This window comes from Halobacillus litoralis, from assembly GCF_020524025.1.
Classification (GTDB): domain Bacteria; phylum Bacillota; class Bacilli; order Bacillales; family Halobacillaceae; genus Halobacillus; species Halobacillus litoralis_D.
Genome location: NZ_JAIVKN010000002.1, coordinates 851511 through 867447, shown reverse-complemented (window position 1 = coordinate 867447; position 15937 = coordinate 851511). Strand labels below are relative to the sequence as shown.

Sequence of the window (15937 nt, the reverse complement as noted above, 5' to 3'; positions counted from 1 at the left end):
GAGGTGCCGGCCTCTGCATAGGTACAGAGCCATAAAAAACGAAGAATGCCGCCTCAATTGAATGGGAGGAGCTCCCCTTGCTGCTCTATGTGATAAGCTTGCCGGTCTAAAACGAAGGATCTTACACTTTTTATCTACTTAATTTCTTTTTCTTTCCAACAACAACCGATATAATGGAGGGTAACGAATGATGACATTCAACCTACTCGGAAAGGTTAGGATTCCTATGGAAGTTAAAGAATTGATCCTTCAGGCAGAAGATATTCATAAAGCAACAGAGCTGATCAGTTCCAAGTTAAAGAAGCCGGTAATCATTGAAAATAAGAACTTTGAATTAATAGCCTACAGTTCTTCCTTTGATGATTTTGACCAGACCCAGCAAAAAACAATCCTTTCAAAGAAATGTCCCCTTTTTATCATTGATCGGTTGAAAAAAGAGGGGATCGTTCAGAGCCTGGAAACAAAACCACACCCGATTCGTGTTGATCCTATAGAAGAACTCGGATTTCAGCAGAGAGTCGTCATAGGGGCTAAGCATCTGGGCCATACGATGGGGTATGTATGGATACAAGAATCGAATGAAATGCTGGCTGAAGAAGATTTGGAGTTTTTAGAAGAAATCACCTCTCATCTGGGTAAGCTCATTTATGATCAGTTCATGAAGGTAAATGCGAAAGAAGGCCGTAAGGAGGAACTGCTTTGGCAGCTCATTCATCATGAATATGGTAGTGAAAGTCAGTTTCGGCATGATGCCTCTTTAGCGAAACTGCAGATCCCTGACCGGTTTTCTATTATGGTCTTTTCCGTGACAGCCCCGCAATACAAGTTCATGCTTGAGCATTTAGAAGATATCGTGAACCGCTTCAGAGCGAATCAACACATGTATTATTTGAAAACAGAATTTCAAATGATTCTCTTCATAGAAGGACGGAAGGAAAAGCACATGTCTTCAAGAGATATCGCGCGTGATTTGATTGATGAAGTGAAATTCGAGACAGGGGAAGAAGAGTTTTATCATTATTTAATTGGTGTCGGCAAGGAGTATACTAAACTTTATTACATGAGAAAGAGCTTCCTGGAAGCTCTTGAAGTAATTGAGACCGCCAACTTCATCAGTCCGCGCCCGGAAACCATGCCGCGTGAATTTGCCAAGCTTGGTCTGTACAGGTACTTAGCTGCGCTTTATGAGAAAAACAGCTCAGAAGATTATTACAGTGAAGACCTTTTACTATTGATTCGCAATGATATGAACAAACAGACGGAGCTCCTGCTTACATTGGAAGCCTATCTCGCTAATAACGGAAAGGGTAAACAGACAGCGCAGGAACTGTTTATCCATCCAAACACGTTGAATTATCGGATTAAACAAATTCAGGAGATGACGAACATCGATTTCTCTGATTTTAATATGAAAGCTTATTTGTATACGGAGTTGTTGTTATTAAATAACGTGGACAGCTATTATGAACGTTATAAATCAGCTCTCCAAAAGTGATAGGCAGAAAAAGAAGGCATGCTGATACAGGCTTGCCTTCTTTTGGTTTTAAAAGGAATAAGGTATGAGCCTGCTTCACTGTTGTATGATAAGGAGTAAAAGGAGATGAGCCTGTGGCAGATGAGAGAAATTTAATTCAACAGCATTTAGCGAACGAACGTACATATTTAGCCTGGATTCGAACGAGCATCGCCTTAGTCGGGGTAGGGTTCTTAGCCACCACCCTGCAGATAACGGCTCTGCCCAATTCCGGTGAGATCGTGGATGATCTGGCGCTTTTGGTCAGTATTGTTTCGTTATTTCTCGGGTTTATGACGATCGTCGGGGCGACTATGAATTATTATCATACGAGAAAAAACATTAACGAAAATCGTTTTGAATCATCAAACCGGATCATCGTTTTTATGACTTCTGTGGTTGGATTGCTTCTTGTATTGGTTGCGGCCTATTTGCTGTTTATATAAGGAAAGGATTTTCTTACTGAAAGGCTTTGTTTCGAGAAGCTTGTAAAGTGTGAGGGGGATGGAAACTACTCGCTTTCCGCGGGGAGGAAGGCAAGCCTCCTCGAGCTTCGCTCTCCGGGGTCTCGCCAGTCTGTCCATTACCGCAGGAGTCTCGCAGTTTCCAGGTCCCCCATTACGGTAATAGAGTTTTCGAAATCGCAATAATTCTGTATTTTGCAATGGATTAATATTTTCCTTCGTTATCAGGCAGGAAGATTCATATGTATGACTTCGAGGACCCTATCCTCTACACATCACGTAATCAGCTCTCCCGGATAACAGCTGTACGGATGCCAATGAAAAGCCACGGAACCAAAACGGTTCCGTGGCTTTCTTTAGAGTGAAGTAATATAATTATTTTCCTTCTGTGTGTTTTTCAGTTTTGTTGATGATAGAGGTACCGACAAGGTCACCCGTCACATTTAAGGCTGTAGCTCCCATGCCGATAAGCACATCAACAGAAGCCAGGAGAGCGACTGCTTCCATTGGAAGTCCTACCTGTGAAAAGACTGTAGCAATCATAATGATTCCTGCCCCGGGCACGCCCGCAGTTCCGACAGATGCAAGGGTTCCTACGAGGACAATCTGCATGATCGCTGCAAAACTTAATGGGTCACCGATGACATTAGCCGCAAAGACAGCTGACACAGCAATCCGGATCGCTGCCCCATCCATGTTAATCGTGGCACCTAGAGGCAGGCTGAATCCGTATAGACTTTTATTCAGGCCAAGATTACGAGCGGCATTTAACGTAACAGGAAGAGTTCCTGAACTGCTTTGCGTAACGAAGGCTGTAATCATAGGTGTTCGTGCTTCTTTAAAGAATGACAATGGTTTTCTCTTTGTAACAAATAAGAACACAATATAGAGCACAAGCTGGACGATCAATCCGATATAAAGGACGAGAACGAAATTTCCTAATGATAATAACGTGTCCGCACCCTGTGTTCCTACGACTTCCGCAATGATTGCAAAGATACCGATAGGAACATACTGAAGAATACCTTTCATGACGGCAAGAGTCGCTTCATTCAAACCATCAATCACTTTATATAAATGATTCCCAACCTCGCTGAAGGCTTTAGAAGAGCGAAGGTAGGAAACCGCCAGACCAAAGACGATTGCCGTGAAGATTATTCCAAGAAGGTTCATCTCTGTAAAGGCTTGTACAATGTTAGTTGGAACAATATTTAAAAGAACGCTTGCGACACCTGGATTTTCAGGTACCTCTACACTCTCCGTTCCATTTAACGAAATTCCTGAACCAGGATTAAACAGGCTGGCTATGGAGACACCTACTAGAATAGCGATGGCGGAAGTACCTAAATAGTAAAGGAAAACCTTCCCTCCCATGCGGCCAAGACTGCTTAAGTTGGTCTGATTTACCCCGACTATGAGTGTGAACAGGATTAAAGGGACGATGATAAACTTGAGCAGTCGAAGCAGTAAATCCCCGAATGGAGCGAGGATAGAAGCATCTTCTCCGAATATAAGTCCGATGATTATTCCTAAAATAAGTGCGAATGAAATTTTCTTTATTAATGAAGCATTGGTATATTTATCCCAGATGAATTTCATGGTGATACCTCCTATAATTTTATATTAATACCGTTAATGCTGATCAAATTACTTGTGATTACTAGGATAAGATAAAGCATGTTTGATTATGTGTCAATGATAGCGTCCTGATTCCTGTGACTGCGTTCAAATTAATGGAATGTGACCCTTAAAATACCAGGGTGGATTGTGGAAGAAACCACCAATTGGAGGGACCGATTGCTGAGTTACACACGAAATGGACAAGGGTACATAATAAAAAAAGAGTAAAGGAAGTGTCTATACTGAATAAAGAGAGAAAAGTCGTAGCACTAGCCGGAGCAAGTGGATATATCGGTCAAAATCTAATAAATAAATTAACCCAGCATTCAGATATTATTGCTTTATCGAGAAACGTTGAAACCAAACAGGACACGGATCATATAGAATGGCGTTCCTGTGATTTATATTCACTTGCGGATGCGGAAAAAGGGCTTGAAGGGGCAGATATAGCGGTGTATCTCGTCCACTCCATGATGCCTTCTGCCAAACTCACCCAGGGAACGTTTGAGGATATGGATGTTATCTTAGCGGACAACTTTGCACAAGCCGCTTATAAAAAAGGAGTTAAGCAGATCATTTATCTGAGCGGTATTATTCCAGAAAGTCAAAAAGAGCTTTCCAGACATTTAAGAAGCCGTCTGGAAGTAGAAAAAATACTAGGAGCCTACGGCGTGCCCGTTACGACGATTCGGGCAGGACTAATTGTAGGCCCACGTGGATCTTCCTTTCCAATCTTGAAGAAATTAGTGAAACGTCTGCCTTTTATGGCTTTACCTAAATGGACAAAGACCAAAACCCAGCCCATTGCCTTACCAGACGTCATTGGTGCGATGGATAAGAGCATAGGCAATGAGACCGTGGAAAACCGGTCCATCGATGTTGGAGGCCCGGAGGTCATGACATACGAGACGATGATGAAAAAATTAGCCCGTGTCATGGGAAGAAAACCAGCAGCCATCGATGTTCCTTTTTTAACCATTGGACTGTCAAAATTATGGGTGCGTCTTGTAACGGGATCTTCAAAAGAAATGGTGTATCCGCTAATCGAAAGCCTTGTTCATCCTATGGTCACGCACTCCAAAAACAAAGTTGAAGGAATTAGTGAAGGGAAGGTGACGTTTGAAGAAGCCGCAAAGGAGGCGCTTGAAAAAGAAGAACGATCATCATCCGGTAAAAAACGGCTGCGTCCCGTTGCTTCTGTCCAGCACGACGTGCGCTCGGTTCAGCGTATTCCACTGCCACAGGGACATTCAGCCGATTGGATTGGTAAGTATTACGTCAAATGGCTGGAGAAAATCTTGAATCCATGGGTGAAAACGACCGTTGATGATGCCCACTGCTGCAAGGTTGGGATTATTTTTCAAAAAATACCATTACTTGAACTTACTTATTCAGCAGAACGCAGTACCGAAGACAGGGCCCTTTATTACATCTCGGGTGGCAGTCTTGCTGATAGCAGCAAAAATGTCCGGGGGCGTCTGGAATTCCGCAAAATCCCAGAGAAAGAGGAAGCGATTGTGGCGATCCATGATTATATGCCTTCTCTCCCGTGGTTTTTTTATAAATATACCCAGGCAAAAGCCCACCTTGTGGTTATGGCCTTGTTCCGTAAACATCTGGAGAAGTGGGGAACAAGTGAACCTTCCTACCGTATTCATGCATAGTTTCTCTCGTTTTTAACAAACTAATCATGTAAGACATCAGGTCCTGCATGAGGTGATTAGGATGAGTAAAAAAGACCGAAAACATGACCACCAGTTTAAAGAAAGAACAAGTCATGGAGAGCATCGGAATGGACGTAAGGCCCAGTTTAAAAACCATAGTACTGGGTTTGGCGAGGAACCGAATGAATATATCGATCGCGAGCGTTTAGGCTATAAAGGCGAGGCCTGAATGGAAGAGCCTGTTCCTATTGGAACAGGCTCTTTTTGAACGGGGTGAAGACTTTGTAGGAAAGATGATGGCTATACAAAGTTTTTCACACGGCCCTTACTGCCTGACGATCTCGAACATATGTATTCCAGATTCACTTCTTAAGTACTCCTTTATCTAATTAAGGTGAAGAAACAAATAACAGAGACAAAAAAAGTCCAGAGCACAACTGCCCTGAACTTATCTTGTCCTTATCGTTGAGGATTTACTTCTACTACTTTTTCCTGAGGGACTCCGGCTGTTTCCTCAGAATCCTCCGTTAATTCATTCTTTGCTTCCTGTGCCTTTTCTCCAACATCCTGCAATTCTTCACCAGCTTCTTTCGCTGTTGAAACAATTTCTTCTGATTCTTCTTTAATATCTTTCACTTTTTCTGTGATTTCTTTGCCTTGGTTGTTAAAGACTTCTTGAATGGTAGCTGCTGCTTCACTTGCGATGTTGACTACGTTACGTACGCGTGTGACGAGGTCATCTTTTTTGGCCGATGGGTCTTCCTTCACTTCAGAAGCATACTCAGATACAGCATCTTTCTTGGAACGCGTGCCTTCTTTCAGACGTTTTCTTTCGGCTGGATCTTTAATTAAAACAAAAGCTCCTCCAATTAGTGCTCCTGTAAGAATGGCCAGCGGCAGCTTTTTGTTTCCTCGTTTTTTTGGAGTTGTCTGTTGGTTCACTTCTTGATTCTGCATGATTTTTCCCCTTCCTTAATTTAGGTTTTTGTGTGCCTCTATACGAAGTTTTTCTTTGGTTGCCTGAATGTCTTCATACTGATTTTTACCTGTTTCATAAAAGTCTTTCTTCTTTCGATTATACTTCATCTTTGTAACGGATGGTTCTCTTACAACTTTTCGTATCATCCATCCACTGCACAGGCCCGCCGACAGTCCAATAATCCATTCCTTTGTTTTCATGAGGATGGACTATCCAGTTGGGCTGCTGATTTCAAAGCTTTTCGTTTTTGGGAGAAATAATAAGTCATCGCAATAGCCCCGTAAATGCCGCGCCATCCTTCTTCGTTGATCTTTTGTTCTCCCTCGTGTGTGGTTTCCTTCAGAGATTGAGTCATATCAACAAGAGAGGAAGTCAGTTTTCTGGAAGACTCCCCAATGTCCCCGACGATATAAAACAGCGGGCTGATGGCTTTCATCTTCTCATTCACATCAGCTAGTGTTTCATTACTCGTATGAAGCACGCCGCTTGTTTCTTTTATCACAGTATCCAGCTGATCGGGGAGCTGGTCAACGGTCGTTTGTACACCGCTTAACACGCCTGCGAGATTGTTTAAGGCCTTAATTAAAAAGATTGAAACGATGGCAAAAGCGATGCCGATAATTAAAACTCCGATTCCTAAGTAATCCATATCCATTCCCTCCTTCTTTTATTGGGCTTTCTTCCGCTTGAACTTTAAGTATAATTCGATCGCAGCATCGCCCCAGCGGAAGGCTTTCGCAACCTCATCGTTACTCTGGTGGGAAGCATGGGCTACACTTTCCGAAATACCTTGAAAGGATTGATTTACATTCCCTACGGTTGAGCCCACATTCTTTAATGAGTGTACAAGCCCATTCAATGTCTGGGTTTTCTCTTCGATATCTGATGCGATATTATTCGTCTTTTTAAGTAAACTTTCTGACTCGGAAGTAATGCCCTGCATTTGTCCTTCCACTTTTTCCAACGTATGTGAAACACTCTTCATTGTAGTGGAAGCTGCTTTTAAGGTTTTAACGACATAAATGCTGATGAAAGCAAAAGCAACGGCGATGATAAGTAGTCCAATTCCTGCCAATGACACGACGAATCCCCCTTTTTAGATTGTTTGTAAAGCTATACCACTAATGTTTTTTGTTGAAACTCTCTCCTTTGAACTATAAACGGAATTCTTCTCAGGGTGATTTTCTCACGAATGTCGTTCAGGAAAGCAAAAATTATACATTTGTTTCAGAATGTGGTTTCTCCATAAATAAGAAAGGGAACTCCCTAATTATGTAAGCGGTTACTTTAAATTCAATTCGTTTTCTTAAGGGAACATCAGCCGTAAATTATAAGATTCGACAGAACTCGACAAAACTTCTCAGAAAATTTTAACTAATAACAATTGTAAAACACCAAGGCTAATTTTATGATTGATATAGGCGAGTAAATGGTTCTCAAGGAGATCTTTACTGAGGACTTATTTCGACAAAAAAGTATAGAGAGAAGAGGAGTGGTGATGTGGTCCAAGAAACATCTTTAGAGCATGATATTTATTTATTCCATGAAGGAAATCTCCGTTATAGTTATCAACTTTTCGGTGCTCATCCTGACACCAGAAATGGAGAAAAGGGTATCCGATTCACGGTTTGGGCACCAAATGCTGTCCAAGTAAGTGTAGTAGGGATGTTCAATAACTGGGACGGTCGGGAGCACCCGATGGAAAAAATTAATGATAACGGAATTTGGATCGCATTCATTCCAGGTCTGGAAAAAGGAACGATGTATAAGTATGAAATTCTTACCTCACATGGACACCTCCGTTTAAAGGCGGACCCCTATGCGACTTCCAGTGAGCTTCGTCCGAATACAGCATCTGTTGTCTACCCTTTAGGTGATTATTCATGGGGGGACAAGGAGTGGATGAACCAGAGGAAAGCGCGAAATCCTTATGAATCTCCAATGTCCATTTACGAACTACATCTGGGTTCGTGGAAGTATATTGAGGAGGAAGTTTTTTATAATTATCGTGAATACGCAGAGATGGTTATCCCTTATGTGAAAGAACTGGGATACACGCATATCGAACTGCTTCCTTTGACAGAACACCCTTTTGATCGTTCGTGGGGATATCAGGCGACGGGCTACTACTCTGTGACATCCCGATACGGAAGCCCGGATGACTTTAAGTATTTTGTCGATCAGTGTCATAAACATGGAATCGGTGTCATATTGGACTGGGTTCCGGGACACTTTTGTAAAGATGAACATGGGCTGCGCCGGTTTGATGGAGAAGCTCTCTATGAATATGAAAACCCAAGCAAAGCTGAAAAAACCCAATGGGGAACATTGACTTTTGACTTTGCCAGAAATGAAGTACAGAGCTTCTTAATTTCGAACGCGATCTACTGGCTGAAGGAGTACCACCTGGATGGGATTCGCGTAGATGCAGTCGCAAGTATGCTGTACTTAGACTTTGGTAAAGAAGATGGCGATTGGGAACTGAATGAATACGGAGGAAGAGAAAATCTTGAGGCCGTTTCCTTCATTAAGAAGATGAACGAAGCTGTCTTCGAAGAGGTCCCTGATGTTTTGATGATGGCGGAAGAATCCACGTCCTGGCCCCTCGTCAGCGCACCAACCTATATCGGTGGTCTTGGGTTCAACTATAAATGGAACATGGGCTGGATGAATGACATGTTGAAATACATGGAAATGGATCCGATCCACCGTAAATACCATCACAACCTCATTACTTTTTCACTTTTTTATGCGTACTCAGAAAACTTTGTATTACCGATTTCTCACGATGAAGTCGTTCATGGTAAGAAATCGTTACTAAATAAAATGCCGGGTGATTATTGGCAGAAGTTCGCCAACTTACGTGCGTTCTTAGCTTATATGTATGCTCACCCTGGGAAGAAACTCCTTTTTATGGGAGGTGAATTCGGACAGTTTGATGAATGGAAAGATATGGAGGACTTAGACTGGGAACTGCTTGAATATGATTCGCACGCCTCGGTCTTGGAGTATACGAAACAGCTGCACCAATTGTATAGAGATATGCCTGCTTTATGGGAGCTTGATCATAAAGAAGAAGGATTTATGTGGATTGATCCTAACAATTATGAGCAGAGTATCGTCTCTTTTGCACGCAACAGCCGTACATCCAATGACCAGCTGGTGGTCGTGTGCAACTTCACACCAGAAGTTTATCACGACTATAAAGTGGGCGTTCCCCGCAGCGGTTCGTACAAGGAAATCTTCTCAAGTGACGCGGAACACTTTGGAGGTTCCGGGCAGACAAACGGTCTGCATCTTGATACTGTACCTTCTGCATGGCAGGGGCAGGAGCAGCATATTACCATGACCATTCCCCCGCTAGGTGTGAGCTTCTTAAAAAGAACTTCAGATTCCAAGGAGGTAAATCATGATTAATAAAGAATGCGTAGCTATGCTTCTAGCTGGTGGTCAAGGCACCAGATTGAAGTCACTGACAAAACAAATCGCAAAACCAGCCGTTTACTTTGGCGGTAAATACCGGATTATCGACTTTCCATTAAGCAATTGTACGAATTCAGGCATCGATGCTGTCGGCGTTTTGACGCAGTATGAGCCGCTTATCCTGAATGATTATATCGGCATTGGTGACACGTGGGACTTAGACCGTAAATACGGTGGTGTTTCTGTGCTGCCTCCATTCGTTGAAGCAGAAGGAGGAGGCTGGTACACAGGCACAGCCAACGCGATTTACCGGAATTTGAAATTCCTAAACCAATATGACCCTGAGCATGTACTGATTCTCTCAGGCGACCATATTTATAAAATGGATTATAACGAAATGCTTAATTACCATAAGGAAAGCGGAGCGGACGCTACGATATCCGTAATTGAGGTTCCATGGGAAGATGCCAACCGTTTTGGCATTATGAATACAGATGGAGACGGCAAGATTACTGAGTTTGATGAGAAACCGGAATTTCCGAAGAGTAATCTTGCATCCATGGGCGTTTACATTTTTAGATGGGATGTCCTGAAACATTACTTAATTGAAGATGCAGAAAAACCAAATTCTTCTCATGACTTCGGAAAAGATATCATTCCAGCTCTGCTTAATGATTATAAAAAACTAATGGCTTACACCTTTGAAGGTTATTGGAAAGACGTCGGCACAGTAGACAGTCTTTGGGAAGCCAATATGGATCTCTTGAAGAGAAACCCGGAACTGAATCTAAATGATAACAAGTGGCGCATTTATTCCAAGAACCCAAACCAGCCACCACAATACATCGCACCTTCATCGAAAGTTAGAAATGCATTAATTAATGAAGGCTGCCGGATTTACGGCACTGTTGATACGTCCATCATCTTTTACGGGGTGCATGTGGATGAGTCCGCTGTTGTAAAAGATTCGGTCATTATGCCGGATGTTAAAATCGGCAAAAACGTGAAAATCAACCGGGCGATTATTGCTAAAGGCAGTGTCATTGAAGATGGGGCCGTGATCGGAGATCCATCACCAGATAGTGAGATTACACTCGTTGCCGATGAAGGAAGCGTACTGGCTACCAGCTTTGCTACTAACTGATTTAAGGGAGGATATTATGGATCGTATTGCCGGGATTATAAACCTAGACCATGAACAAGATATGCTCGATGAATTGACTTATTTCCGCTGTGGAGCGGCCGTGCCATTTGCCGGACGTTACCGGATGATTGACTTTGCTGTTTCAAACATGACCAACTCGCGGATTGACTCCGTAGCTGTTTTCGCAAGAAGAAAATACCGTTCTCTTATGGACCACCTGGAACAAGGGAAAGCGTGGGATCTTGACCGTAAGCGCGGGGGATTATTCATACTCCCTCCAGACTGGAATGATCCAACAGACATTTCAAGGGGAGACTTGCAGCACTTCCATAATAATATCGATTTTGTGAAGCGGACGCTGGCCGATTACATTGTCGTAACTGGATCTCAGCATATATGTAACATCAACTACCAGGATGTTCTCCAAGAGCACAAAAGTTCAGGTGCTGATGTCACTGTCATTTATAAAAAAGTAGATGAGATTTATCCAGAACATCACCGGGCGCACAAGCTGGACATTGACCAGAACAACCGTGTGACAGCGATCCATAATGAAAGCGGCCACTCAAATGTTTATATGGATATGTATATTATTGAGAAAGATTTCCTTTATAGCCTGATAGAAAAATGTATTGCGCACGGATGCACGAATTTGTTCCTTGATGGAATTAAATCACAGCTTAACGATATTCATGTCCACGCTTATGAATATCACGGCACGCATGCATTAATTAACTCAGTCGAGAGCTACTACCGCAACAGCGCGAAGCTTCTTAATGCGCAGGAACACGATGAACTCTTTAAAGAGGATGCTCCCGTTTTCACGAAAGTTAAAAATGAAGCACCATCGAATTATACCCATACTTCAAATGTCACAAACACCATGGTTGCAAATGGCTGTGTCATTGAAGGCCAGGTTGAGGACAGTATCCTGTTCCGCGGTGTAAAAGTAGGAGAAGGTGCCGTCATTAAGAACTCTATTATCATGCAGCGCTGCGAGATTGAAAGCAATGCGGTACTGGAGAATGTCATTTTGGATAAAGACTGTAACATTTCAAATGGCAAGACGTTGATTGGGGCTCCTGAAAAACCCTTTGTCGTAGCGAAGCGCAGGACAATGTAATACAAAAAATAAAGGGACTGTCTGAATTTCATTACTCTGACAGTCCCTTTCATATCATATGAGTTTAAGTGATTTATTGAACAATTTTAAGAAGGAGTAGATGAAAATGAATATACTCATGATTGGTTCTGAATGTACCCCTTTTATTAAGACAGGTGGATTAGCTGATGTACTAGGGTCCCTGCCGCATGCTTTGAAAAAACAAGGGGCCGATGTCCGGGTCGTTCTGCCAAAATATGAAAATATGGATGACCATTGGAAGCAGCAGCTGACACACCTTAATGAAATGGACGTGCAGCTGGGATGGCGCACTCAATACGCAGGTATTGAATATTTGGAATATGACGGGATTCCTATCTATTTTATAGACAACGAATATTACTTTAAGCGCTCAAATTTATATGGTTTTGGCGACGAAGCTGAACGGTTTGTATTCTTTAACCGCGCGGTTCTGGATATGGTCTGCGCGATGGATTGGACTCCGGACGTTCTTCACTGCCATGACTGGCATGCGTCTTTAATTCCGGTGTTCCTACATACCCATTATAAGGAAGTTGAAAAGCTTCAAGGTATGAAAACCGTGTTCACCATCCATAATTTAAAGTATCAAGGGGTTTATGCACAGTCTGTGCTCCATGATTTAATGGACTTTGATGAAGGGATGATGACAGAGGACGCCTTTGAATTTTTCGGAGACATCAACTTCATGAAGGGAGCTTTGAACTACGCCGATTTTATCACAACGGTAAGTGAAACTTATGCAAAAGAGATTCAAACTCCTTATTATGGGGAAAACCTAGACGGAGTCCTAAGGAAGCGGACAGATGAATTGGTCGGAATTGTCAACGGCATCGACGAGCAAAACTATGATCCTATGAAAGACGATGCGCTTGCTTTTCCTTTTCGCAGTTCTCTGATTAAAAAAGCCCAGAACAAAATGTGGCTTCAAGCTGAATTAGGTTTGCCGGTAAGAAAAGAAGTCCCGTTAATTGGCATCGTTTCCAGATTAGTAGAACAAAAAGGGTTCGATTTGATTGGACGTGTCATCGATGAACTGCTTCATGAAGACGACGTTCAAATTGTTCTGCTTGGTACAGGTGAATATCAATATGAGCAGATGCTCCAATGGGTCCAGCAGCGACATCCAGATAAAATGTCAACGCATATTCGTTTTTCAGAACCTTTCTCAAGACAGATCTACGCCGCCAGCGATATGTTCCTGATGCCTTCCCGATTTGAACCATGCGGCATTGGACAATTGATTGCATTACGTTATTTGTCTGCTCCAATTGTCAGGGAAACAGGAGGACTTGCGGATACGGTTCAGCCATATAATGAAGAGACAGGGGAAGGAAACGGATTTTCGTTCACCAACTATAATGCCCACGATATGCTCTACACCATACGCCGAGCGATCGCACTCTATCATGAACCTGCTTCTTGGCAGACGCTTACCAGGAATATTTGCAAGAGTAAGTTCACATGGAAAAACTCTGCTGAACAATATATGGACTTGTATCAAACCATGTTTAAATAGCAGAGGTGATAGGAGGAACTTTAATGGTGATGTTCAGTGACAAAGAGGAGTTCAAGGCGGAGTTCAAGGTGCAGCTGGAGGATCGGTTGGGGAAAACTTTGGAAACAGCTTCAGATTTTGATACGTATCGTGCGTTAGGGTCTTTAATAACGGAAAAAATAAACAAAAATTGGATTCGTACAAATCAGGAATATAAATTCAGCAAAACAAAGCAGGTGTATTATTTTTCCATGGAGTTCTTGATGGGACGCCTGCTCGGCAACAACCTGCTGAATATGAACGTATTGTCGCTTGTGGAAGAAGGCTTGGATGATCTAGGGCTTTCTCTTTCAAAATTAGAAGAAAAAGAAAGTGACGCCGGTCTTGGCAATGGTGGTTTAGGACGTCTGGCCGCCTGCTTCCTGGATTCGCTGGCTTCTTTGGAGTTGGCTGGACATGGGTATGGAATACGCTATAAATATGGAATGTTCGATCAGCATATTATGGATGGAAAACAGGTGGAATTCCCGGATTATTGGTTGTCCAAGGAATTCATCTGGGAAGTCCGCCGCCCTGATGAAGCCATTGAAGTAAGGTTTAATGGGCACGTATCCTCCACGAGAAATAAAGACGGGAAGCTGCATTTTAAATATGAAAACTATGAACCTATTCAAGCGGTTCCTTATGATGTTCCTGTCGTAGGGTACAACAATGAAACCGTCAATACCCTCCGGCTTTGGTCGGCAGAACCGACCGTAGAAAATACGATGTCTAAAGCGGAGCGTGAAGGTGAGTTTGGACATTTCCTAGACCATAAACGTTCATTAGAGTCGATCTCTAACTTTCTTTATCCGGATGATTCTACTGAAGATGGAAAGAGGCTTCGGTTGAAGCAGGAATATTTCCTGGTTTCAGCAGGGGTCCAGTCCGTCGTCCGTTCTTTTGAAAAGCTCGGCGTACCTTGGGAATCCTTCCCGGATAAAGTAGCCCTTCATATCAATGACACGCACCCTGCCCTGGTTATCCCGGAATTAATGCGTATTCTAATGGATGAAAAAGGAGTAGGCTGGGAACAAGCCTGGGAAATTACACAGGCATCTGTGTCCTATACGAACCATACAACATTGAGCGAAGCTTTAGAATCCTGGCCTGTCGGGATGGTACGATCCCTGCTGCCTAGAATTTTCATGATTATTCATGAAATCAATGAGCGTTTCTGTCAGGAACTATGGCGGACGTTCCCGGGAGATTTTGAGCGCATTGCCGATTTAGCCATTGTCGCTGATGGACAAGTGAAAATGGCGCATCTTTCGATCGTAGGCAGCCACAGCATCAATGGTGTGGCCAGACTTCATACGGAGATTTTGAAACAAAGAGAGATGAAACGCTTTTATAATACATTCCCAGACCGTTTCAATAACAAGACCAATGGAATTACTCATAGAAGATGGCTGATGCACAGCAATCGTCCGTTGACTGCATTAATTAATGAGACCATTGGTGAAGAATGGATTCATGAACCTAAACAGCTCACTAAATTAATGAATCGTAAAGATGATCTTGCGTTTCTCGATCGTCTGGACGAAATTAAACATAAAAATAAAGTGGATTTTTCCAATTGGGTTCGAGACACACAGGGGATTACTGTTAATCCTAATTCAATTTTTGACGTCCATATTAAAAGGTTACATGGCTACAAACGCCAATTGCTTAATGCCCTTCATATTATGCATTTATACAATGAATTAAAATCAAACCCTTCTATGGAAATTGCCCCCCGTACGTTCTTCTTTGGGGCAAAAGCTGCACCAAGCTATCATTTTGCTAAGAAAGTCATTCAATTGATTAACCGTATCGCAGAAGTGGTCAATAAGGACCCTGATGTGAACGATTATATAAAAGTCGTCTTCCTGCCGAACTATTCGGTTTCCATGGCAGAAAGAATTATTCCTGCCAGTAATGTCAGTGAACAGATTTCCATGGCCACAAAGGAAGCGTCAGGTACGGGGAATATGAAATTCATGATGAACGGGGCTGTAACGATTGGGACCATGGATGGAGCGAATGTTGAGATTCATGAGCTTGTAGGGGATGACAATATTTATATCTTTGGATTAAGGTCAGATGAAGTATGGGATCACTACAACCACGGCTCGTACTCATCCAGAGAGATGTACAACAGTGATGAACGCATCCGTCACACCCTGGACCAATTGATCCACTACAGTCCGTTTTCCAAAGGTGAAACCGAATTTCAGGAGATTTATGATGCGCTGCTTACCTATAATGATGAATATTTTGTCCTGAAGGATTTTGCTGGTTACCTGTTATCTCAACAGAAGGTCGGTCAGGATTATCAGAGGAAACGTCAATGGAATTTGAAGAGTCTGGTCAATATTGCTCAATCAGGGGTGTTCTCGAGTGATCGTACAATTCAGGAGTACGCCCGTGATATTTGGAATATTCAGCGTGTGAAAGCGTTGAAGTGATG

General features: G+C 42.6%; 14 protein-coding genes. 9 read left to right on the top strand and 5 right to left on the bottom strand.

Annotated features, from left to right (window positions below):
* Positions 1–187: 187 nt before the first annotated feature.
* A complete protein-coding gene (locus LC036_RS10685) occupies positions 188–1495 on the top strand; it encodes a PucR family transcriptional regulator (RefSeq protein ID WP_226581981.1) in 1308 nt (435 codons plus the stop codon).
* A 113-nt stretch (positions 1496–1608) separates the two neighbouring features.
* Complete coding sequence (locus tag LC036_RS10680; RefSeq protein WP_226581979.1) at positions 1609–1959, top strand: YidH family protein; 351 nt, start codon at positions 1609–1611, stop codon at positions 1957–1959.
* A 393-nt stretch (positions 1960–2352) separates the two neighbouring features.
* Here the strand turns inward: LC036_RS10680 and LC036_RS10675 are convergent, their stop codons facing one another.
* On the bottom strand, positions 2353–3576 hold the full coding sequence (locus LC036_RS10675; RefSeq protein ID WP_226581977.1) for a dicarboxylate/amino acid:cation symporter: 1224 nt from the start codon (positions 3574–3576) through the stop codon (positions 2353–2355).
* Positions 3577–3830: 254 nt separating this feature from the next.
* Here LC036_RS10675 and LC036_RS10670 point away from each other — a divergent pair, with 254 nt between their 5' ends.
* Together LC036_RS10670 and LC036_RS10665 are read left to right on the top strand one after the other, a co-directional pair.
* The gene (locus LC036_RS10670) at positions 3831–5261 is read left to right on the top strand and encodes an NAD(P)H-binding protein (protein ID WP_319004458.1); all 1431 of its coding nucleotides are present in this window, start codon (positions 3831–3833) and stop codon (positions 5259–5261) included.
* A gap of 61 nt (positions 5262–5322) precedes the next feature.
* A complete protein-coding gene (locus tag LC036_RS10665; RefSeq protein WP_226581975.1) occupies positions 5323–5490 on the top strand; it encodes a hypothetical protein in 168 nt (55 codons plus the stop codon).
* Positions 5491–5720: 230 nt separating this feature from the next.
* On the opposite strand, the gene LC036_RS10660 is transcribed toward LC036_RS10665, so the two are convergent.
* From LC036_RS10660 to LC036_RS10645, 4 genes are read right to left on the bottom strand one after another with little or no spacing between them, the layout of a single operon-like run.
* Positions 5721–6218: a hypothetical protein gene (locus LC036_RS10660; protein ID WP_226581972.1), complete on the bottom strand. Its 498-nt coding sequence runs from the start codon at positions 6216–6218 to the stop codon at positions 5721–5723.
* A gap of 15 nt (positions 6219–6233) precedes the next feature.
* On the bottom strand, positions 6234–6440 hold the full coding sequence (locus LC036_RS10655; RefSeq protein ID WP_226581968.1) for a hypothetical protein: 207 nt from the start codon (positions 6438–6440) through the stop codon (positions 6234–6236).
* The gene (locus LC036_RS10650) at positions 6437–6889 is read right to left on the bottom strand and encodes a DUF948 domain-containing protein (RefSeq protein ID WP_226581965.1); all 453 of its coding nucleotides are present in this window, start codon (positions 6887–6889) and stop codon (positions 6437–6439) included. Before LC036_RS10650 ends, LC036_RS10655 begins: the two co-directional genes overlap by 4 nt.
* A gap of 18 nt (positions 6890–6907) precedes the next feature.
* On the bottom strand, positions 6908–7321 hold the full coding sequence (locus LC036_RS10645; RefSeq protein WP_226581962.1) for a DUF948 domain-containing protein: 414 nt from the start codon (positions 7319–7321) through the stop codon (positions 6908–6910).
* A gap of 419 nt (positions 7322–7740) precedes the next feature.
* On the opposite strand from LC036_RS10645, the gene glgB reads away from it, so the two are divergent.
* From glgB to LC036_RS10620, 5 genes are all read left to right on the top strand, one after another.
* Positions 7741–9657, top strand: coding sequence for a 1,4-alpha-glucan branching protein GlgB (glgB, locus tag LC036_RS10640; RefSeq protein ID WP_226581958.1), 1917 nt, complete (start codon positions 7741–7743; stop codon positions 9655–9657).
* The gene (locus tag LC036_RS10635) at positions 9650–10807 is read left to right on the top strand and encodes a glucose-1-phosphate adenylyltransferase (RefSeq protein WP_226581954.1); all 1158 of its coding nucleotides are present in this window, start codon (positions 9650–9652) and stop codon (positions 10805–10807) included. The genes glgB and LC036_RS10635 overlap by 8 nt, the downstream gene beginning before the upstream one ends.
* Positions 10808–10823: 16 nt before the next feature.
* Entirely contained in the window at positions 10824–11930 is a 1107-nt protein-coding gene (gene glgD, locus LC036_RS10630) for a glucose-1-phosphate adenylyltransferase subunit GlgD (RefSeq protein WP_226581951.1), read from the top strand.
* 106 nt (positions 11931–12036) lie between these two features.
* Positions 12037–13467, top strand: coding sequence for a glycogen synthase GlgA (gene glgA, locus LC036_RS10625; RefSeq protein ID WP_226581948.1), 1431 nt, complete (start codon positions 12037–12039; stop codon positions 13465–13467).
* Between the two features lie 29 nt (positions 13468–13496).
* Complete coding sequence (locus tag LC036_RS10620) at positions 13497–15935, top strand: glycogen/starch/alpha-glucan phosphorylase (protein WP_226582519.1); 2439 nt, start codon at positions 13497–13499, stop codon at positions 15933–15935.
* Positions 15936–15937 lie beyond the last annotated feature (2 nt).

Coding starts and splice junctions, on each gene's coding strand:
- glgA (WP_226581948.1), top strand. CDS start 12,037: ATGAATATACTCATGATTGGTTCTGAATGTACCCCTTTTATTAAGACA.
- LC036_RS10650 (WP_226581965.1), bottom strand. CDS start 6,889: ATGGATTACTTAGGAATCGGAGTTTTAATTATCGGCATCGCTTTTGCC.
- LC036_RS10635 (WP_226581954.1), top strand. CDS start 9,650: ATGATTAATAAAGAATGCGTAGCTATGCTTCTAGCTGGTGGTCAAGGC.
- glgD (WP_226581951.1), top strand. CDS start 10,824: ATGGATCGTATTGCCGGGATTATAAACCTAGACCATGAACAAGATATG.
- LC036_RS10620 (WP_226582519.1), top strand. CDS start 13,497: ATGTTCAGTGACAAAGAGGAGTTCAAGGCGGAGTTCAAGGTGCAGCTG.
- LC036_RS10685 (WP_226581981.1), top strand. CDS start 188: ATGATGACATTCAACCTACTCGGAAAGGTTAGGATTCCTATGGAAGTT.
- LC036_RS10655 (WP_226581968.1), bottom strand. CDS start 6,440: ATGAAAACAAAGGAATGGATTATTGGACTGTCGGCGGGCCTGTGCAGT.
- LC036_RS10665 (WP_226581975.1), top strand. CDS start 5,323: ATGAGTAAAAAAGACCGAAAACATGACCACCAGTTTAAAGAAAGAACA.
- LC036_RS10675 (WP_226581977.1), bottom strand. CDS start 3,576: ATGAAATTCATCTGGGATAAATATACCAATGCTTCATTAATAAAGAAA.
- LC036_RS10660 (WP_226581972.1), bottom strand. CDS start 6,218: ATGCAGAATCAAGAAGTGAACCAACAGACAACTCCAAAAAAACGAGGA.